This window comes from Streptomyces capitiformicae (genome assembly GCF_002214185.1).
Taxonomy (GTDB): Bacteria; Actinomycetota; Actinomycetes; order Streptomycetales; family Streptomycetaceae; genus Streptomyces; species Streptomyces capitiformicae.
The window spans coordinates 1-20,927 of record NZ_CP022161.1 but is presented as its reverse complement, the minus strand read 5'-3'; the positions used below and the strand labels follow the sequence as shown (position 1 = coordinate 20,927).

The 20,927-nt window shown below is 69.7% G+C and carries 14 protein-coding genes; 5 read left to right on the top strand and 9 right to left on the bottom strand.

Annotated elements, in window-relative coordinates:
- Positions 1-76 precede the first annotated feature (76 nt).
- Positions 77-2,344 carry an MMPL family transporter gene (locus tag CES90_RS00070; protein ID WP_189782138.1) on the top strand — a complete coding sequence of 756 codons (2,268 nt, stop codon included), beginning with the start codon at positions 77-79 and terminating at the stop codon, positions 2,342-2,344.
- A gap of 75 nt (positions 2,345-2,419) precedes the next feature.
- Here CES90_RS00070 and CES90_RS00065 read toward each other — a convergent pair whose 3' ends face one another.
- The 6 genes from CES90_RS00065 to CES90_RS00040 all read right to left on the bottom strand — a co-directional run bounded on the left by CES90_RS00065 (position 2,420) and on the right by CES90_RS00040 (position 11,569).
- Positions 2,420-4,699, bottom strand: coding sequence for a M4 family metallopeptidase (locus CES90_RS00065; RefSeq protein WP_189782139.1), 2,280 nt, complete (start codon positions 4,697-4,699; stop codon positions 2,420-2,422).
- 244 nt (positions 4,700-4,943) lie between these two features.
- The gene (locus CES90_RS00060) at positions 4,944-6,191 is read right to left on the bottom strand and encodes a hypothetical protein (RefSeq protein WP_208921392.1); all 1,248 of its coding nucleotides are present in this window, start codon (positions 6,189-6,191) and stop codon (positions 4,944-4,946) included.
- Positions 6,192-6,196: 5 nt separating this feature from the next.
- On the bottom strand, positions 6,197-7,537 hold the full coding sequence (locus CES90_RS00055) for a DEAD/DEAH box helicase (RefSeq protein ID WP_189782141.1): 1,341 nt from the start codon (positions 7,535-7,537) through the stop codon (positions 6,197-6,199).
- Positions 7,538-7,645: 108 nt separating this feature from the next.
- Entirely contained in the window at positions 7,646-8,560 is a 915-nt protein-coding gene (locus tag CES90_RS00050) for a phosphatase domain-containing protein (RefSeq protein WP_189782142.1), read from the bottom strand.
- A 2-nt stretch (positions 8,561-8,562) separates the two neighbouring features.
- Positions 8,563-9,771, bottom strand: a complete 1,209-nt coding sequence (locus tag CES90_RS00045) for an RNA ligase (protein ID WP_189782143.1) — start codon at positions 9,769-9,771, stop codon at positions 8,563-8,565.
- A gap of 76 nt (positions 9,772-9,847) precedes the next feature.
- A complete protein-coding gene (locus CES90_RS00040) occupies positions 9,848-11,569 on the bottom strand; it encodes a VanW family protein (RefSeq protein ID WP_189782144.1) in 1,722 nt (573 codons plus the stop codon).
- Between the two features lie 236 nt (positions 11,570-11,805).
- On the opposite strand from CES90_RS00040, the gene CES90_RS00035 reads away from it, so the two are divergent.
- Complete coding sequence (locus CES90_RS00035; protein ID WP_189782145.1) at positions 11,806-12,330, top strand: GNAT family N-acetyltransferase; 525 nt, start codon at positions 11,806-11,808, stop codon at positions 12,328-12,330.
- A 104-nt stretch (positions 12,331-12,434) separates the two neighbouring features.
- Positions 12,435-13,145 (top strand): hypothetical protein, encoded by a 711-nt coding sequence (locus tag CES90_RS00030; protein ID WP_189782146.1) that lies wholly within the window; start codon positions 12,435-12,437, stop codon positions 13,143-13,145.
- A gap of 150 nt (positions 13,146-13,295) precedes the next feature.
- Here the strand turns inward: CES90_RS00030 and CES90_RS00025 are convergent, their stop codons facing one another.
- Positions 13,296-14,825: a serine hydrolase domain-containing protein gene (locus tag CES90_RS00025; protein ID WP_308437846.1), complete on the bottom strand. Its 1,530-nt coding sequence runs from the start codon at positions 14,823-14,825 to the stop codon at positions 13,296-13,298.
- Between the two features lie 281 nt (positions 14,826-15,106).
- On the opposite strand from CES90_RS00025, the gene CES90_RS00020 reads away from it, so the two are divergent.
- Positions 15,107-15,856: a GbsR/MarR family transcriptional regulator gene (locus CES90_RS00020; RefSeq protein ID WP_189782147.1), complete on the top strand. Its 750-nt coding sequence runs from the start codon at positions 15,107-15,109 to the stop codon at positions 15,854-15,856.
- A 118-nt stretch (positions 15,857-15,974) separates the two neighbouring features.
- Here the strand turns inward: CES90_RS00020 and CES90_RS00015 are convergent, their stop codons facing one another.
- Both CES90_RS00015 and CES90_RS00010 read right to left on the bottom strand, forming a co-directional pair.
- A complete protein-coding gene (locus tag CES90_RS00015) occupies positions 15,975-16,706 on the bottom strand; it encodes a hypothetical protein (RefSeq protein ID WP_189782148.1) in 732 nt (243 codons plus the stop codon).
- Positions 16,707-16,803: 97 nt separating this feature from the next.
- Positions 16,804-17,451, bottom strand: coding sequence for a DUF6629 family protein (locus CES90_RS00010; RefSeq protein ID WP_189782149.1), 648 nt, complete (start codon positions 17,449-17,451; stop codon positions 16,804-16,806).
- A gap of 814 nt (positions 17,452-18,265) precedes the next feature.
- On the opposite strand from CES90_RS00010, the gene CES90_RS00005 reads away from it, so the two are divergent.
- Positions 18,266-20,927, top strand: a 2,662-nt coding sequence (locus CES90_RS00005; protein WP_208921391.1) for a carbohydrate-binding protein, incomplete at its 3' end; no start/stop codon positions are given.

Here is a 20,927-nt window from a genome sequence, read left to right as displayed (position 1 = left end):
CGTGTAATGAGGGTGCGGGAGATCGCTCCCGCTGGAGAGGCGATGAGCTGGGAGAGGCGATGAGCTGGGAGAGGCGATGCGCTCGAGTCGATCCGGTGCGGAGAGCGGGACCCGTGCCGCGGCGGGACGGCTGCGGCGCCTCGGCGAGTGGTGCGCCCGGCACTTCGTCATCGTCATCGTCGCCTGGCTGGTAATCCTCGCCGCCCTGCAGACGCTGAACCGGTCCTTCGGCGGCGACTACTCGGACAACTTCTCCCTCTCGGGCGTGCAGTCCCAGCAAGGCCTGGAGGTGCTGGAGAAGCACGATCCGGCGGCCGGCGGCTACAGCAGCCAGATCGTCCTGCACGACGCGGACAAGCCCCTGACCTCCCTCGGCTCCCAGATGTCCGAGACGGTCGACGACCTGCAGAAACTGCCGCACGTACTGTCGGCCCAGAACCCGCTCACCGCGGCCTCCTCGCAGTCGTCCGACCAGTCCGACCAGTCGAAGCAGCCGAACGTCGGCCCCCTGTCCTCCGACCAGAAGACGGCGTACATCACCATCCGCTTCGACGTACAGCCCTCGACCCTTGATGACAGTTATCTCGACGGCGTGGACGACTCCGTGCAGCCCCTGCGGTCGGCCGGCGCCGACGTCGAGTACGGCGGCCCGCTCGGCGAACTGGCCCGCCCCGCGGCCGACGACCGGGTGAGCGAACTGATCGGGTTCGCGGTGGCGATCGTCGTCCTCCTGGTCGGCTTCGGCAGCGTGATCGCGGCCGGACTGCCGCTGGTGACCGCGCTGCTCAGCGCGGTCGGCGGCCTTGCCTGCCTCGGCCTGCTCGCCTCGGCGTTCACCTTCGCGACCGTCTCACCGACCCTGGCCACGATGATCGGTCTCGGCGTGGGCATCGACTACGCCCTGTTCCTGATCACCCGTCACCGCCAGAACCTCATGGACGGCGCCGACCCCGTGCGCGCGGCCGGCCGTGCCACGGCGACCGGCGGCCGCGCCGTCCTCATCTCCGGCTGCACGGTGATCATCGCCCTGGCCGGGCTGTACGCGTCCGGCGTGAGCTTCATCGGCAAACTCGGCCTCGCGGCCGCGATGACCGTCGTCTCGGCCGTCCTCGGCGCCCTCACCCTGGTCCCGGCCCTGCTCGGCCTGATCGGCAGACGCATCGACCGCTACCACGTCCGCCACCCGGTCGCCGAGACCGGCACCGAGGAAGGGGAGCAGGGGGAGGAGATCCAGGGAACCTGGCACCGCTACGCCCAGCGCGTGGAACACCGGCCCTGGCGATTCCTGGCGGCGGGCGTCACGGCGATCGTCGTCCTGGCGATCCCCGCTTTCTCCATCCAACTCGGTCACATCGGCGACGGCGCCGACCCCACCTCGTTCACCGACCGACGCGCCTACGACCTGATGACCGACGCCTTCGGCCCCGGCTCCAACGGCCCCCTCACGATCGCCATCGACCAGACCTCCGTGCCGTCCTCGGACCGCCAGTCCTTGCAGAGCACGGCGCAGAAGAACCTGAACGCGGTGGAGGGAGCGCACGCGGTCACCCCGCTGACCGCCACCAAGGACGGGGATGTCCTGATCGGCACGGTCTACTCGAAGGAGTCCCCGCAGAACGCCGACACCACGGACCTGGTCAACCGCCTCGTCGACGACACCCTCCCCGCCTCGGTCTCCGGCACGAAGGCCGAGGGCTATGTCACCGGCACCACGGCCGCCCAGGTCGACTTCCGTGACATCGTGGCGAGTCGACTGCCCCTCATCATCGCCGTGGTCGTCGCCCTGGCCTTCCTGATCATCCTCGCCGTGTTCCGCGGCCTGCTGGTCGCGTGGAAAGCGGCGGTCCTCAACGTCCTGTCCATCACCGCCTCGTACGGCGTGGTCGTCGCCGTCTTCCAGTGGGGCTGGGGCGGCCCCGCCCTGGGGGTCGACGGCAAGGTGCCCATCGAGAGTTATGTCCCGATGATGATGTTCGCCATCATCTTCGGCCTCAGCATGGACTACGAGATCTTCCTCCTCTCCCGTGTCCACGAGGCCTGGCTGCACACCGGCGACGCCCGCGCCGCCGTCGCCCACGCCCTGGAGATCACCGCCCGCGTCATCACCTGCGCCGCCCTGATCATGGTGAGCGTCTTCGCCGCGTTCATCGTCAGCGACAACATCGTGGTGAAGATGCTGGGTCTGGGCCTCGCCGTGAGCGTCCTGATCGACGCGACGGTCGTACGTCTCCTCCTCGTCCCGGCCGTGATGACCCTCCTCGGCCGCCACGCCTGGTGGACACCCCACTGGCTCGACCGCGTGCTCCCGCACATCGACGCCGAGGGGGAGAAAGAACGCGGCTGAGCGGCCGGACCCACCCCGGGGCAGGTCCGACCGCTCAGCCAACTCACCTGTCGATCAAGGTGATTGACGGTCCTTTCAGAAAGTGAGCTTCCAACTGTCGATGTAACCGGTGTCCAGGCTGGCCGTGTCCTGCACCCGCAACTTCCAGACACCCGCGGCCGTTTCGGCGGAGGCGTCAACGGTGTAGGTCTCGATCACGTTGTCGGCGGAGTCGCCGGCGGAGGCGTCCTTGAGCCGGTACACCGTGCCGTCCGGCGCAACGAGGTCGATGGCCAGGTCACCGCGCCAGGTGTGGATGATGTTCACGTCCACGCGGAGGGGGCTGGACGCCGCTCCGGCGCGGTTGACGTTGATCGGGGACTCGACGGTGTCACTGTCGGGGATCTGGTAGTCGGCGGTGTTCTCGAAGACCGACGCGTTGCCCTCCTCGTCCACCCGCCAGGCGAAGCTCGCCGTACCGGTCTCGCCGGCCGCGTCCGTCACGGTGACGGTGGGCGTGTAGCTCGCGGCCGTGGTCGGCGTACCCGAGACGCGGCCCGTGGCCGAGTCGATGGACAGCCCGTCCGGCAGACCGGTGGCCGCGTACGACAGGGCGCCGGCGTTGGTGGAGGACGCCTGGACGTCCAGCGTGACGGCCTGGCCGACCAGGGAGTACTGGCTGGCCGGCGGAACGACCGTCACCCCGTCGAGGATGCGGGAGCCGACGTTGATGGCGGCCCAGGCGTTGGCGGTGTTGTTGTAGGTCACCGAGCCGAGCCCGTACAGGTCGGCGGCGGCCTGAAGGGTGGCGTTGCGGGCGCCTGCGTAGTTGGTCGTGGACGTCATGTACGTGGTCAGCGCCCGGAACCAGATCTTCTCGGCGGCCTCCCGGCCTATCGGGGTGACCGGCAGCCCGTCGTACGTCGGCGAGTCGTAGGAGACGCCGTTGACGACCTTCGCGCCGCTGCCCTCGGAGGCCAGGTAGTACCAGTGGTTGGCCGGGCCCGAGGAGTAGTGGACGTCTATGGAGCCGAGCGTGGAGGACCAGTAGTCGCGCGAGGAGCCGTCCCGGCTGGGCTTGTCCATGTAACGCAGCGGCGTGCCGTCGCCGTTGATGTCGATCTTCTCGCCGACCAGGTAGTCCCCGACATCGCCTGCGTTGCCGACGGCGAACTCGACCGCGGCGGCGAAGATGTCGGAGGTCGCCTCGTTCAACCCACCCGACTCACCGCTGTAGTTGAGGTTCGCGGTGACCGAGGTCAGCCCGTGCGTCATCTCGTGCGCGGCCACGTCGATCGACGTCAGCGGGTTGGCGTTGCCGGAGCCGTCGCCGTACGTCATGCAGAAGCAGGAGTCCTGCCAGAACGCGTTGATGTAGTTGTTGCCGTAGTGCACCCGGCTGTACGGCGAGACCCCGTCGCCCCGCAGCCCGTTCCGCCCGTGCACGTTCTTGTAGTAGTCCCAGGTCAGCGCGGCCCCGTAGTGCGCGTCCGCGCCCGCGGTCTCCAGATCGGAGGTGGTCCCGTCGCCCCAGACGTCATCGGTCCCGCTGAACAGCGTGCCCGTCCCCGACGTGCCCCGATTGAGGTTGTACGTACGGTGGTTGCCCCGGTCCGCGTCCGTGAGGGTGTACGACGACCCGGACTGACTGGTCCCGAGCGTGACCGTGCCGCTGTAGCGGGTGTTGCCGGTGCCGGTGTGCACCGCCTCGTACTCGAACAGCTTCTCGCCGGTCTGCGCGTCGGTGATGACGTGCAGCTCACTGGGGGTGTCGTCGTGCTGGAACCCGCTCACCACGGTCTCGTAGGCGAGCGTCGGCGTGCCCTTGGCGGCCCAGACGACCTTGCGGCTGCTGTCCGCCGCGGTCTTGTCGGACCCTTCCTCCTTCGCCGCCGCGAGCGCCTGCTTCTGGGCGGCGGCCTTGCTGACCTCGGGGCTGAGGTCGGACACCTTCAACCGGGCCTTGTAGGCCCGTGTGACACTCTCGACCGCGCCGGACTTCGACGCGTGGACGACCAGATCGCCGCCGAGCACGGGCAGACCGGCGTACGTGCGCTCGTACCGCGTGTGCACGGTGCCGTCGACGTCCTTGATGACGTCACGCACCCGCAACTCCTCCTCGCCGCCCAGGCCGAGGCGGTCAGCGGTGTCGTCCGTGGCCTTCTCGGCCTTCCGGATGAGACTCTCGCGCTGAACGGGAGTGAGCTGTGCGGGCAGCGACCCGCGGTCCGGCTTCGCGGCCGCGGGACGGGCGGTGCCTTCGCCTCCGTCATCGCGGGCGCTGGCGGGACCGCCGGGAACGGCGACGGCGAGCACGGCCGCCGCGACGACGAGCGAGGCCATGGCCGTCGAGCGTCTGTGGGGGGTGGATCTCACGCGAACTCCTTTGCTGCGGCCGACGTCGGACGAGCGGCCGTACGAAGGACCCGGTGACGGGTCGATGGCACCGGGTAGTGCAGAGAGCAGTGAGCAGAGAGAACTGCGTGTGCGGGTGCGCGTGCGCCGCCGTGAGGCGGAATGCGCACAGAGTGACAGACGTGAGCCGCCTATGTCAGGGGCATATCAAGTCGTTGTCCGGAAACGCCTCCGTAAAGGCTTCCGTAAAGGCTTCCGTAAAGGCTCAGGAAGGGGAGGCCAGGCGCTCCCCGGCCGCGACCCGGACCTCGGTCTCCTCCATGGGATCGTCCCGCAGCCGCGCGAGCAGTTCCCGGACATGCGGCAGATCGGGCGCCGAGGCGATGCCCAGCAGCCGGGCCTCCGATTCGCAGTCCCACAGCGACTCTGCGTACACCAGGTCCAGCCCGGCCGGTGCGATGGCCGCCAGCGCCTTCACATAGGCGGGTCGTTCGTACGAATGAGGAGTGCGCAGCCACAGCCGCCGCAGCGTCGGAGCCGCATCGGCGGCCGCCGCTCCGAAACGGGCGAGCCCGTCGGCCAGTACCGAGGGCCCACACCACTGGCGTGCCTCTTCATGGGCCGCGAGCTCATCCACCAGTACGGGCAGGTCCTGGACTTCCCCGTGTTCCGCGAGCACCCGGATGCCGGTCCACGACAGCCACGGCCGCTCGTCGACCGCCCACGCCCGCGCCTCGGGGACGGCAAGGACACCGAGCCTGTCAACGGCCCGCGTGAGCCCGGGAAGGGGCAGTTCACCGTTCACGTCCGCAAGGCCGGGCACGAACGGGATCAGCCCCGGCTCCGGCGGACGCCCTGCCAGCACCTGCAGAGCACGCACCTTGTCACTGCGGGACGATCCACCATCGGCCAGGACGGAAAGAAGCCGACCGCTGCTCGTACCGACGTCGGTCACACCAGGCCGCGCCGGACGACCGGGGGAGGAGGTCTCACCCGCCATCCCCCAACGCACCCAGGGCCCGCAGCGCCACAACAGCCGCTCCTCCCCGGTCAGCCGGGCCCGCGCCACATCGGCCAGATCGTCCCACCACTCGACCGGCCAGGCGTCCGCCACCGACTCGAGCACATCGACCCAGTGCTCGCCCTCGTGGACGTACGCCCGAAGCGCCTCACGTGCCTGTTCCGACCCCGACAGGGCGAGCAACTCCAGCATGCGGGTGGCCCGCTCGCAGTCGTCCGCGTCCCCCGCCAACAGGGCGAACACCGGATCCAGCCCGAGCTTCAACTCCCGGACCAGGCGCGCCAGATAGAGGTGGCGGTCATCGACCGAGTCCCACCGCCAGTCCCGCCGGACGACGTCGTACACCGACTCGGCGGCACCCGCCGATTCCTCCCCTTCGCCCGATGCCAACAACGCGCCCAGCCCTCGCCCCCGTTGCAACAGCCCCTTGAGCGAGTGCGGTGAGGCATACACATCCTGGGGAGGCTCCGAGGTACTGACGGTCCGCGTCACCGGGGTCAGCGGCCCTTGCGTACCCGTGCCGCCGCGCGGGCCTCCGCGGCCTTGCGGGCCTCGGCGGCTTTGCGGGACTCCTTCGCGCGGCCGCCCGGGCGGGTGCCGAGTCCCCGGAAGGGGGCGTTGCCGCTGTTGCCCTTCGCCCCGGCCGGCGGCCGTTGCGCTCCCGTGATGGCGGTCAACTTCGCCTCGCCGGAACGCACTTGTGTGACCGTCGGCCGGATCCCGGCTTCGGACAGCATCCGGTTCACATCGCGCCGTTGGTCCGGGGTGACCAGCGTGACCACGCTCCCGGACTCCCCGGCCCGCGCCGTACGCCCACCACGGTGCAGATAGTCCTTGGCGTCGGCCGGCGGGTCGACGTTGACGACGAGATCGAGCGCGTCGATGTGAATGCCCCGCGCCGCGACATCGGTGGCCACCAGCACCGTGATATCGCCCTCCTTGAACCGGGCCAGCGTGTGCGTGCGCTGCGGCTGCGACTTCCCGCCGTGCAGCGCGCCGGCCCGTACGCCACTGTCCCGCAGATGGCGCGTGAACCGGTCCACGCCCGCCTTGGTGTCCAGGAACATCAGGACCCGCCCGTCCCGCGCGGCGATCTCGGTCGCGGTCGCGTACTTGTCGGCGGGGTGGATGTTCAGCACATGGTGTTCCATCGTGATCACCGAGCCTGCCACCTGGTCCACCGAGGCGAGAACCGGGTCGTGCAGGTGGCTCCGCACCAGTTGGTCGACGTCGCCGTCGAGCGTGGCCGAGAACAGCAGCCGCTGCCCGTCGGAGCGGACCTGCTCCAGGAGGTCCGAGACCTGCGGCAGGAACCCCAGGTCGCACATCTGGTCCGCCTCGTCCAGCACCGTGATCCGCACCTGATCCAGATGGCAGTACCGGCGCGACACCAGGTCGGTCAGCCGCCCCGGCGTCGCGACGACCACGTCGGCTCCGTCCCGCAGCAGTGCCGCCTGCCGGTTGATCGCCAGCCCGCCCACCACCGTCGCCAGGCGTACGTTCAGCGTCCGCGCGTAGGGCTCCAGCGCGTCGCTCACCTGCTGCGCGAGTTCCCGGGTCGGCACCAGAACCAGCGCGAGCGGCCGCTTGGACTCCGCGCGCAGGCCTGCCGTCCGGGTGAGCAGCGCGAGCCCGAAAGCCAGCGTCTTGCCGGAACCGGTCCGCGCGCGGCCAAGGACATCGCGGCCGGCCAGCGCGTCCGGCAGGGTCGCCGCCTGGATCGGGAAGGGCTCCGTCACCCCGAGGCCGGTCATCGTCTCCAGCAGCCGCGGCGGCAGCCCGAGCGCGTCGAAGGACGCGGCACGGGACGTTCCAGAAGCCGACGGCTTCGCGTTCATGGGGGAACCTTCCTGGTCTGGCGCCGGTAAACGCACCGGGGCCCGTACCCCTTGGTACGGGCCCCGGCGGCGTCGAAGCGTCCCGTCACTCTACCAGCGGGCCTCGGATCAGAAGCTGCCGTAATTGACCTGCCAGGTCGGCAGCCCCATACGACGCCACACGGCGACGACGCGGTCACGGTCGTCGAGGGAGACCCGCACCGCGAAACGGTGGCGCACATGCCGGTCGAACAGTTCGGCCTTCACCACGTCGTCGCGGCGCCCGTCACCGGCGGCCCGCATCCACAGTTCGTCGTACGGGACCTCGTGCGCACGCAGCCACGCCTCCGTGCGCTCGCGGTGCTCCTCACCCCGGCCGGAGAGCAGGACGATGACATCACCGTCGGCGCTCCGGAACGAACGCAGAGCCCCGCGCACCGACACGTTGAGCAGATCCTCCTCGCAGCGCGTGAAGTCGTACGGCCCCCGATCGCCCCGCAGGGCCAGCGTGCCGTCGATGTCGCACATGACCGCCGAGGGAAGCGCCGGATCGGCGGTGTACGGCTCGACCACGGGCTCGTCGTTCAACCACTCCGCGGTGAGCCGCCAGCCGCCCCTGCGGGTCTTCGCGTGCTTGTCGGCGAGAATCCGGATGATCTCCTCGCCGACCGCCCGGTCCCGCCCGGCATCGCGCCGAACGCACTCCTCCACGGGGACGTCGGTGAAGTCGTGCACGACGAACGTGGCCTGTCCCGCCACCGCCGCCTTCAGCCGCTTCGGTATGTGCGGAGTCAGGTGCGTGTTGTCCACCACGACGTCGAAGCCGCCGTCGACGGCCGCGCGCACCGCCGCGTCCTGGATCGCCAGCACCGTCTGCTCGTGCGCGTGCGACCGGCCGCGCTCGGGCGCCGGGACGTCGAGCATCGTCCGCAGGTCGTCGAGGTTGACGCGGCGCATCCGGCCCTCGGACTCCGCCTGCAGCCCCCGCGCGGCGGTCGTCTTCCCCGAGGCCGGAAGCCCCGTCATGACGTGTACTACGGGCACGGTCAGTTCTCCTCGTCGGTCTTGAACGGGTCGGACGCCTCCGGCCGGGCGGAACGGTAGGTCACGAGCTCGGTCGGGCGCCCGTCCAGGCGCAGGAACATGGCGGGGCGCAGGGCGGCGTCGGGCAGCGCCTTCGCGGCGCGGGCGAAGGCTCCCCGGTCGCCGACAAGATGCGCGAGGGTCCGGAACGCCTCGTCGATCGCGCGCTCGCGGTCCTCCACCTGCTTCTCGATGCCCGTGATCACGCCCCGCACCCAGGCGTCGAACTCGTCGGGCACCTGCTCCAGCAGCGCGTCCAGGGGCCTGCCACCGGACGCCTCGATGTCCTCGGCCGAGCAGCCGAGCGCCTGGGCCACCTGCTTGGCGGGCAGCCCCGCGAACCGCTGGATGCCGTGACCGCGCCAGATGTCCCGCTCGGTCACACCGGTGAGCACCTTGTGGAGCCGGACGTACTCGGCGAGCTTGGCCTTGGCCCGCACCCCCGAGGCGAAGCGCAGCACGAAGCCCTCCGCGTCGGTGCCCGTGGCGGGACGGCCACCGGGCAGGCGGTTGGCCTCGGCCATGGCCAGCAGCTCCGCGAGCGGCATCGCGGGCCACACGGTCACGACCGACCCGATGTCCTGCCAGCCGGTCGCCGCCTCGGACAGCGCGACCTCCGTGCCGTCCTTGGCGAACGCGGCCAGCAGCACCAGATCACGACGGTCGCCGTAGTCGACGACGATCCGGTTCTGCGGGTAGAGGATCTCGGCGAGGTAGGTCACTCCCGGAACGAGACCGGAGGTGTCCTTCCCGTCGAGCAGCCGCTGCGCCCAGGTGGCCTGCGTGCTGATGAACGACCCCTTGGAGGCCACCTGCCACCGGCCGGCGTAGTGGAACACCACGGCCAGGCTGCCGTCGACCTTGTCGTACACGTCGAACGGCTCGTCAGGGAGGGCCGGCGCGTACGGCTGACCGGCCTCGTGCTCACCGACGTTGAAGAACTTCGGCAGCGGAAGCGCGACGATCTCACCGGTGCTGTCGTCGGCGACGAGGCCGCGGCAGCGGATGGTCACGCGGTTCCACACCCGCTCGTACTGGCATGTCCTCGTGTACGTGTAGATGGACAGCGGCAGTTCCGGGTGCTGCTTGCGCGTGACGTGCCCCGCGTCGAGTGCCGCCGCCAACTCCTCGGGCGGCAGCAGCTCGTGAAGAGTCAGGTGGGCCTGGCTCATGTGTTCCTCCCCATGCTGGTGACTGATTGTCACGTGGGAGGAAGGCGGTTGAACACTGATTTTGTGGTGCGGGACGTCACTCGCAGACGATCTCGTTGCGCGGGGTGTAGTGGGTACGGAACGGCTCCCGCTTCACCTCTTCGCCGCCTGCGTGGAAGACCCGCTCCACGGTGACGTCGAAGCCCTCCAGCGGAGTCTGCGGCACGCACTTCTTGTCGGTGCTCACCTTCTTCTCGGGCTCCTTCACGTTTGTGCGCGGACCCGTGACCGACTCGATCTCGTCGTACTTCTTGGTGCCGAGGAAGGTGATGGTGACCGAGGTGTCGGTGGACTCGGCCTGGATGTAGATGGCGTTGCCGGAGTCGTTGTCGAACTTCAGGTCCAGGCTGCCCCAGGCGACCGTCGCCTCGCGGCCCTCCGGGTAGCGCTCGATGTAGAAGGAGTGGGCGCCGTACTCAACGGGCCTGACCCCGGCGAAGAACATCGCGTTGAACATGGTCGTGGCGACGGCGGAGACACCGCCGCCGGGCGCCTTGGTGAACTGGTCGTCGAGGATCATGATGCCCTCGACGAAGCCGTTGGCCTCGGTGCGCTCGCCGACGGTCCGGTTGAAGCTCCAGGTCTCGCCCGGCATGACGACGGAGCCGTTGATCAGCTCGGCGGCCCGGCCGATGTTCTTCGTGCGGTACGGCGCCGGTTCGAAGTTGACCGTGAAGGAGGACATCTTCTCGGTCAGGCCCAGCCGCGCGGCGTTCTCGCCGGTCACCTCCGGCTGTGTCACCCGTGTGGCGACCTCGCCGGTGCGGGCGGCGGCGCCCGACTTGGTGAGCAGCGGCAGCACGGCCTCGCTCAGGGCCTTGTCGGTGACCTGGACGGCGGGCGTCGCGTCGTCGGCCGCCACGACCCTGTCGCCGTCGAGGCGCAGCGTGGCGTTCTCGGGCTCGGCGGGCAGGCCGGACAGGGGCTCGGCCACCGCGGGGGCGGCGCGCAGGCCCTTGCCGTCGAGTTTCGGCACCAGCCTGCCCGTGTCGTCGGGCCGCATCGTCAGGTGCTCGCCCAGAACGGCCTGATCGATCGTGAACCGCGTGTCATCCGCCGTGAGCGTGACCGGCGCCGAGACGGCCGGCCGCGCGAACTCCCGCACCGCCCTCCGCACCTCTTCCGCCGAGACCTTCGGCTCGGTCTCGTCGGTGGGCAGGGCCGTGACCGAGCCTGTCGCGCCGTGCAGGAAGGACGTGCGCAGGGTGTCGACCGCCGCGTCCACGTCCATCGCGTATCCGCGGCGCGGGGCGACTTCCTCGACCCGGCCGTCCGCGAAGGTGACGGCGCCGTCCCGGACCTTCTGGTCGAGGGTCTTCGCCAGCTTTCCGAGGGTGTCGCGTGCCTTGTCCTCGTCGACGCGTACGACCGGTTCGACGGCACCGCCCGAGCGGAAGAACCCGCCGATCACGCTGACCGGATCGGAGCCGGTGCGCACCGCCCGGTCGACGGTCCGCCCGGCGTCGAAGCCGAGTCCGGCCTGCCCCGCGACGACCGTGTCCGTACGGTCACCGACCTTCACGGTCAGTTTCCGCGAGCCGGTCTGCGCCCAGTGTCTCTCCAGCTTCGAGGTGGCCTCCGCGCGGCTCAGACCGCCGATGTCGACACCGCGCACGGTCGTACCCGTTTCGATCTCCCCGCCCGTCAGCAGCAGCCCGGCGAGATACAGCCCGCCGAGGCCGACGCTCAGGGCACCGCCCGCCAGGGCGAGGGGTGGAACAGAGGCTTCGCGCGCGGTGAGGGGTATTCGGAGGCGCATGGGTCTCCTGGTGATCGACAGAGCGTGGATGATCGACGGAACGCCGGCCCGGTGGCGTAACGCTGTGAACAGGACGAGCAAACACAACAAACTATCCACAACCGGGCGGGGAACGGGTATGTCCCAGATCACGTCCGGCGTCCCGGATGGCCAGGGCCAGGAGTGACCGCCCGAATGCGGACGGTACATGTTCTAGTCTGATCACGCGATACGGCGTCGAGGAAGTACGGGGGCAAGTGCGGATCCGACCCGCACGAGCCGAAGAAGCGACGGCGCTGACCGAACTCGTCCTGCGCTCGAAGGCGCACTGGGGATACGACGCGGAGTTCCTGGAAGCGTGCCGTGCGGAACTCACCATCCGGCCGGACGAGATCGACGACCGCCGGATCGTCGTCGCCGAGGACGCACAGCCCGGAGTGCTCGGTGTCGCCTCCTTGGAGGGCACGGCTCCGCAGGGCCGCGTGGGCCTGTGCTTCGTCGAGCCCAGCGCCATCGGCCGAGGAGTGGGCCGGGCCCTGTACTCCCATGTGATGCGAGCCGCACGCGAGTTCGGATTCACCTGGATCACGATCGACTCGGACCCCAACGCGGAACCCTTCTACCGCCGGATGGGCGCCCGACCCGTCGGACGAACCCCCTCCGGCTCGATCGCGGGGCGTGAACTGCCCGTCCTCGAAGTGGTCTTCGTGCCCCGCCGCGACAGCTGGGCCCATGCGTGGACGGAGGGCCGTCGCCCGGTCCACCTCGGCAACGTGGCCTAATTCCAGGGCCAGTTCGGCCCCGCCTCCGCCGAAGCCGCGCACTACTCCTGGGCCTGGCCGCCTTCATCTCCCCGCACCCGGCCGTACTGATCCTGCCCCGGGCGGTGCCCCGCGACCGGATCGGTATGGTCGGCGACGCCCTGGGCTGGGAAGCCGTGGAGGTGTACGACGGTCTGACGGAGCCCGGTGCGGCATGGGGAAGCCTCAGCCGCGCCGTCCTGTCCCGCCCCGCCCTCGCCGAACGGCTGAAGTCCTTCGCCCTGCCCCTCGTACCGTGGGGCCGCGCCCCCGGCTTCGCCGAACTCGCCGGCGAGGCGCTGCCCCCGGACGCCCTGCGGTACGAGTCCAAGCGGGCCGCGCACGAACTGTTCACCCTGCTCGCACCCGCCCACCCCGGCATCAGGGTGCCGGAACACAGGCAGGCGGCCACCCGGCGTGCGGCGGCTCGGCCGCTCAGGACGCGCGGCCGGGCGGGGCAGACCACCGGCGTGAAGACCGAGCACGGTGCTGGAGGATCCGGCACCTGGGTGATACGGAAATACCGATTCCCCTCCCAACTGCCCCACGGTCCCCTGCTGCTGGAGGAGTTCGTCGCCGGGGAGGCCGGGGAGGCCGGGGAGACCGACGTCCCAGACACTGTGAGCCGCTGCTTGCCCAGGTCCGCCCCGGGATCGAGCGACGCGGAGGCGGCGACGCCGACCCCGCCCGGCCCACCGCCGCCTCCGCAGGCGGACAGAACCAGGGCGAGAACGACCGCCGTCGCGCCCAGCGGAACGTGCCTGAACATCGGTGCACGTAACACGCCACTCCCTTGAGGTCGAGACCAGCCGGACGAGTGCGGGCGGCGCCCGGTCCGCCGACAGGCTGACGGGCAGGCATCGATTCCGGAGTCTGGCACCGCTGACATGCACAGGGTAAGAGTGTGGTGGTCAGCCCGTGGGCCGAGCCGGCGTGGCCTCGTCGGCCTACCCGACCTGCCCGCCGCAGAACACGTCCTTGATGAGCCTGTCCAGCGCCTTCGGGAACTCCTGTGCCGGGTCGACGTCGGCGTCCCCGGTGGTCAGCCCGGCCGTCAGGGTCATACTGCCGTCGGGAGTGCTGATCATCAGCGCCCCGTAGCCACCGGGGGCGCCGCCGTTGTGGTGGACGATGGTGCGGCCGCCGCAGTCCGGGCCCAAGTCCTGCACGAACAGCCCCAGGCCATAACCGAGCATCCCGTGCGGCTTGCGCATCGCGGCCAGCAGCGGTTCCGGCAGGAGCCTGCCGCCCAGCAGCGCGGAGAAGAACATGTGGAGATCCCGGGTCGACGAGATCATGTCACCGGCGCCGACCAGCAGGGAGAGGTTCTGGCGGCTGACATCGACCACCTTCCATTCGCCGGCGTCCTCGTAGCGGTAGTAGCCGTGGGCGTGCGGCCCGGGGATCTCCGGCGAGTCGCCCGGCACCAAGGTGTCCCGCAGCCCGAGCGGCCGCAGGATCCGCCGCTGCATCTCCTCGTCGTACGAGCGGCCGGTGACCTTCTCGATCAGCAACACGGCCAGCGTGTAGTTGCTGTTGGAGTAGCTCTGGTCCGCCCCCGGCTCGAACCGCGCCGGCTTGGACAACGCGAACCGCACGAGCTCCTCCGGCCGGTAGGAGTGGAACCGGTTGTCCACCCACTCCTTGCCCACCGCGGGGATCCCCGGCACGAACGTCCCCTCGGGGTCGAGTTCGCCGGTGTAGTTGTACAACCCGCTGGTGTGCTGCAGCAGCATCCGCACGGTGATCCGCTTGTCCAGCCCGAGCTCGGGCAGGTGGTCGGCCACCGGGGTGTCCAGCTTGATCGTGCCGTCGGCCACCAGCTGTAACACCAGCGTGGCGACGAAGGTCTTGGTCGTGCTGCCCACCCAGAACAGCCCGTTCGGCGAAGGCTTCGCGGCCTCGCCCAGCTTGCGCACCCCGGCGCTGCCGACCCACTCGCCCCGCTCGTCGTGCACGCGCATCTGTATCCCGGCGAAACCGGCAGCGACGAACGTCTCGATGGCCTCCCGCAGATCCGGGCGATCCTGCCCGGCACCGGCCTGCGGCACGGCCGCGCCGTCCGCGCCGTCCGCGCCGTCCAGGGCTTTGATGATCTTGCGGGTCATCTCGGCCATGGGAGGGCTGGGCTCGCCCTGGTGGGTCCGGGCGGCCGCTTCGAGGGCGACGACGACGGTTCCGCGGAAGTTGTCGGCCTCCGCCGGATCCTGCTTCCTCAGCAGACTCATGGCTGCCGTCAGGGCCGGCAGCACCTGGTCGGCGATCGCGGCTACGGACTTGCCGTCCAGGTTCACACCCTTGGGTTTCTCGGCGAGCACATGCCCGACCGGGCCGGTCGCGGAGGCCAGGGCGAGGGAACCGTCGGTGGCGACCTTGTGGGGCGAGCCGGCGGCTCCGGCGGCGGCCAACAGCGAGACGGCACCGTACGCGGCGGTCCGCAGGGTGAGCTTGTCCTGATCGGTAAGGGCGACGGACATGGCTGTGCGCTCCTTTGAATCTCTCGACAGTGTTCAGGTTTCGCTGAACGTCTGTGACGCTACATTGCGTTCAGATAATGCGCAACGAACAAAGGAATCCAATATCCCCATTAAGGCGGGATGGTTGAGCTCTCTTTGCAATGACAGTGACGCTTAATGCAAAGGACGGGCCGAGCTTCTCATTGCAATGGGGTTCGCGTGAATGCATACTGTGTGGCGGGGCGCGCCGACGCCGGGCTCCGCGCCTGTCGACGGAGTCGACGGAGGGGAGACGAGTGCCGATGCCCGGAGACAGACTCACCAGTGAGGACCGTCAGCACATCGCCACGGGGCTGGCCGAGGGACTCGGATACGCGGAGATCGGCCGGCGTCTGGGCCGCCCCGCCTCGACCGTCATGCGGGAGGTCACCCGCAACGGCGGACCCGACGGTTACCGGGCGAATCGAGCGCACGAGGCCACACGGCATCGTGCGCGCAGGGGTAAGCGGGCGCAGTCTCCGGCACCGCCGGTCCCCGACAGCCGCCACGGGCGTGACCCCCGAGCGGTCCAGGACTTCGCGGAGTCCTTCACCACGGTCCTGATGCAGCAGGGGATGCCCCGAGTGGCGGCAGGGGTGCTGGCCTGCCTGTACATCACCGACTCCGGCGCTCTCACCGCCGCCGACCTGGTCCAGCGGCTTCGCGTCAGCCCGGCGTCGATCTCGCACGCCGTCGCCTTCCTCGAACAGCAGGGACTGCTCAGGCGGGAGAGAACTCCCGGCGTGCGCCGCGAACGCTATGTCATCGACGAGGAGATCTGGGTCCGGGGTCTGCTGGAAACCCTGCGGATGAGCGACGCCCTGGCGGCCGAATCGCGGCGTGGCGCCGAGATTCTCGGAGCCGCCACCCCGGCGGGCGCCCGCTTCGAGTCCTCAGCGGAACTCCTTTACCTCATGAGCGAGTCCCTCGGAAAGGCCATCGTGCAGTGGCAGCGGCACCTGGCCGCCCGGAGCGCCGAGCCCCACGCACAGCCCCGCTCGCGAAGCCGCTGAGGGCCCCGACCGACCGCGAGGAAGCCTTGGCATTGCCGACGGGCGACGACACCCGCCACGTGACTGGAGAGCCAGCGGCGTCGGACAACGGCCACCACGCCACCGTGAAGCGGTGAGTTCAGCGTTGCACGAGAGCGGTGAGGTTGTCGTGGCCGATGCCCGGCCGCCTGAGCGCGAGCCAGCCATGGCCGCGCATACGAGTGGTGGCACCGATGCTGTCGGGATCGACGGACAGCCGTGCACAGGCGTGGGCGACCCCCGCCGTGCCCTCATTGGGGTCGGCCTCGCCGGACTCCGGGTCGAAGTCGGGTTCGTTGACCCGGAGTTCTTCCCAGGGCAGCGGGTCGCCGGTCCACTCCGGGATGCTGTCCGCCGCGTAACGCCGACGGATGCGGCCCTTCTCGGCGACCACCCAGATCTCGGCACCCGCCACCGAGTCCTCGAAGAACATCTGCGCGGTACCGCAGTGGACGCTCAGTCGTTCCACCGCGTCCATCCACTCGTCCCAGTCGATACCGACAAGATCGGCCAGGTTGCCGAAGATCAGCCGCCAGCCGTCCAGTTCAGGCGTGACGAAGGTGGGCAGGGCGTCCTCACGGAACGGCAGATCCTCCACGTCGGCGCCCTCGTCCAGCGTGACCGGGAACCGGTCGTGCAGACCGAGCGCCTCGAAGAGCCCTTCGTACGTCGCGCCGGGTACCGCGTACCACCAGCCGCGAGGATCCAGGGCGAACGGCTCGTCACCAGCGGACTTGATAAGCGCACGCCGCTCCAGGAGCTTCCTGTCACGCCGGTCGAGACGGTCGGTCAAACCAGTGGCGACAAGGTCGCCCAGCCTGCTTCGGGTCACGGCCGATGATCTTATGCAGCCACGGGGGACGAGTACGAACCGGGCAGCCTTTCCCAGGAACAGCCACAACCCGTCGGCCGGGTCTCACCACGTGCTGTCATGGTTCCGCGGCCGGGTCATGTGGTGCTGCCGGTGAGGTTGGCCGGGCGCGGACCCAGCCGAGGAGCACCATCGAGCACACGGCTGCGAACGCGCACCAGGTCGAGACGAACTCCAGCCGCCACAGCGCCCAGCAGGCCGGCGCGCCGATGGCGACCAGAGTGCCCAGGGCGCGCAGCCACCGGTCGCCGGACAGCAGCAGGGAGCCCACGGTGGCCAGGAGATAGCCGGTGACGAGGACAGGTGTGTGGGACAGGCCGACTGTGTAGCCGATCGTGTGCCCACGGGGCTCGGCCGTCACCGGGCCGGTCGCAAGACCGTGGGCGAGCAGTGCGGCTGTGACGGTTCCTGCTGCGAGCGGGAGAAGCAGGCGCCGCCGGACGCCCGGCGGAGCGGCACACCACACCGCCACCGGCACCCATACCGCCAGTACGGGCAGCGCGATGACCGCCCAGACGACGGTGGCGGGTCCGCTCCCGCCCCCCGATTCCCAGACCACCGACTCGACGAGCTGATGGGCGCCGAGCAGGAGCGGGAGCGCGGCAAGTGGCACATCCCGGCTACGGCGTACCCGCGTCACACAGGCCACCCCGACGACCGCGATACCGCTGCCCGCCACGAGATCCGCCGTCGCACTCCAGCACATCAGGCCCCCATGGGGTCCCTCGTCGTGTGTCCGCCGTTCCGCGGCCACGGTATGTCCCGCCGACGCGACTGCGCGTCCTCGACACACGCCCGGATCGCCGCAACACCATCACGCGCGGCACGACGAGGGTTTGAGCCCGCCCGGCGTCGAAGGCTGCCCTGAAACGCGATGTGAACTGGGCGGTTCCGGCTCCCGGGCATGATGCAGCCCGCCTTCCTGCCAGCCCCCGCGATAGGGGCTTCCTTGACGCTTCCTCGGTACTGGTTGGCCGCGTCGCTGACTTCGGCCGGGCCGGCGTAGTAAAGAAACTGGTCGCCTTCGCCGGGGCGGCTGATGGCCACGATCTGCGGCACGTGGTGAGTCCCGTGGCCTCGGCTGCGGTGGGCAGGATGTGTTCGTGGTCGGCGAAGGTGTGGCCGGGCTCGGCCGGGTTGTCGGGGCGGGCGGCGGCGATCACGCACCCGTCTGCGTCCCGCCAATCCGGGTGGGAGATGGCACCGAGTCCTGACAGGGCTCGGGCCCTTCGCAACTTGCTCCACAACAGACCAAAAGCCTGGCTGGTCCGGAGGGAAGTGTGGACACATTGGGCTGAAGTCTTCTAGCCTTGTCGGCAGACCATCACGGTCGTCGATGTGACCCGACAGCGCGGTAGCCATCGACTTCTACTGTTTCCGAGCGGTTGCCCCCGCTCGGCGTAGTGGCCTGCTGAAGCACACCCAGCGGGCCGAAGCGGCGACATCCCGCTACGGCATCGGCGCGGCAGCGCGCGCCCCAAGCCTGGCAGCCACCTGTTCAGGAAGGGGATTGCATTGTCATGTTCATGAAGATCAAGAGGTCTCCCGCGCGTTGGCCGGCCATCGGTTCGGCTCTGCTCCTGGTCGTGGCCTCTCTCATCGTGGCCTTGTCCAGTGCGACCCCGGCCTCGGCGCACCCGATCAACGCCGCCGACTTCCAGCAGGTCCAACTGGCCCGCGGGGTCGCGGAGGTCGGTGAGCCGATGTCGCTGGCCGTACTCGCCGACCGGTCCGTGCTGCATACCGCTCGCAACGGGACCGTGCGCCGCACGGATGCGGGCGGCACCACCACGGTGATCGGCAGCATCCCCGTATACGTGCACGACGAGGACGGCCTGCAGGGCATCGGCATCGACCCGGGTTTCGCCGCCAACCGGCACATCTACCTCTACTACTCCCCGCCGCTGTCCACACCAGGAGGCGACGCCCCGACCACCGGCGGCAACTGGTCGGCGTGGCAGGGTGTCAACCGGCTTTCCCGGTTCACGCTCAACGCCGACTTCACACTCAACCAGTCCAGCAGAGTGGACATCCTCGACGTGCCGGCTGACCGAGGTATCTGCTGCCACGCCGGCGGAGACATCGACTTCGACGCGGCAGGCAATCTGTACCTGTCCACAGGCGACGACACCAACCCGTTCGAGTCCGCCGGATATTCCCCACTCGACGAGCGGACCAACCGCAACCCGGCGTTCGACGCGCAGCGCACCGCCGCCAACACCAACGACCTGCGCGGCAAGATCTTACGAATCAAGGTGAACGAGAACGGGTCGTACTCGATCCCGGCAGGCAACATGTTCCCGCCCGGCACGGCCAGGACCCGGCCGGAGATCTACGCGATGGGCCTCCGCAACCCGTTCCGGATGAGCGTGGACAAGGCCACCGGCATCGTCTACGTCGGCGACTACGGCCCCGATGCCGGCGCCACCTCGGCCCGCGGGCCGCAGGGCCAGGTCGAGTTCAACCGCGTCACGGGCCCGGGCTTCTACGGCTGGCCATACTGCACCGGCACGAACACGAGCTCCGAGACGTACGCCGAGTGGGACTTCGCCACCAACACGGCAGGCGCGAAGTACAACTGCTCGGGCGGGCCGACGAACAACTCGTTCCGCAATACCGGCCTGAGCGCGCTGCCCCCCGCCAAGGCTGCCTGGATCCGTTACGGCGGCGACGCCGGCAGCCCGCCGGCGTTCGGCGGCGGTTCGGAGTCGCCGATGGCGGGCCCGGTGTACCGGTATGACCCCAACGTCAGCTCGCCCACGAAGTTCCCGCAGTCGTTCGACGGGCAGTTCTTCGCCACGGAGTTCGGTCGCGGCTGGATCAAGCCGATCCACCTCAACGCCGACGGCTCCCCGGGGACCATCGACAGCTTCCCCTGGAATGGCAAGCAGGTGATCGACTCGGCGTTCGGCCCGGACGGCTCCTACTACGTGCTGGACTACGGCGCCGGGCTGTACCAGGGCGACCAATACTCTGCCCTTTACCGCTTCGACTACGTCGGCGGCGGCAACCGGGCGCCCACGGCGATGGCCGGCGCCAACCGAACCTCCGGCGCGGCGCCGTTGACCGTGACATTCTCCTCGGCCGGCTCATCCGACCCTGACGGTGGGGCACTGACCTATGCGTGGAACTTCGGTGACGGCACCAGCTCCACCGTCGCCAACCCGACGAAGACGTACAACACAAACGGCGACTACACGGCCACGCTGACCGTGCGCGACCCGCAGGGTGCCACCGGCACCGCCGACGTGCGGATCACCGTCGGCAACACCGCGCCGACCGTGACCATCAACAGCCCCGCCGCGGGGGAGATCTTCGCCTTCGGCGACACCGTGCCGTTCAGTATCACCGTGACGGATCCGGAGGACGGCACGGTCGACTGCACCAAGGTCAAGCTGACGTACATCGTCGGTCACGACAGCCACGGCCACCCGATCACCTCGAAGACCGGTTGCTCCGGCACGATCACCATCCCGGTCGACGGTGAGCACGACGACGCGGCGAACATCTTCGGGGTCTTCGATGCCGAGTACACCGACAACGCCGGGCTCACCACGCACACGCAGCACATCCTGCAGCCGAAGCACCGGCAGGCCGAGCACTACAAGACATCGTCCGGCATCGCCACCTTGGACAAGTCGACCGCCGAGGGCGGCAAGTCCGTCGGTGACATCGAGAACGGCGACTGGATCGCATTCGAGCCGTACAAGCTGAGCAACGCCACGTCGTTCAGCGCCCGGGTGTCGTCAGGTGGCGCGGGCGGCACGTTGCAGGTTCGGGCCGGCTCGCCGACCGGCACCATCCTCGGCTCCGCCACCGTCCCGGTCACCGGCTCGTGGACGAACTTCACCACCGTGGGCGGCTCGATCTCCGGTGCACCGGCCGGCACCACCACGCTCTACCTGACCTTCGCCGGCGGCTCCGGATTCCTCTTCGACGTCGACGCGTTCACCTTCAATCCCGGCGGCGGCCCGACACCCACCCCCGGCGCGGGTCCGGTCGTGGGGCTCGCGGGTAAGTGTCTGGATGTCCGTAGCGGCAGCTCGGCGGATGGGACGGCGGTGCAGATCTCGTCGTGTACGGGCTCGGCGGGGCAGCGGTGGACGGTGACGCCGGGGTCGACGGTCAAGGCGTTGGGCAAGTGCCTGGATGTCAGCGGTAACGGCACGGCGGACGGGGCGA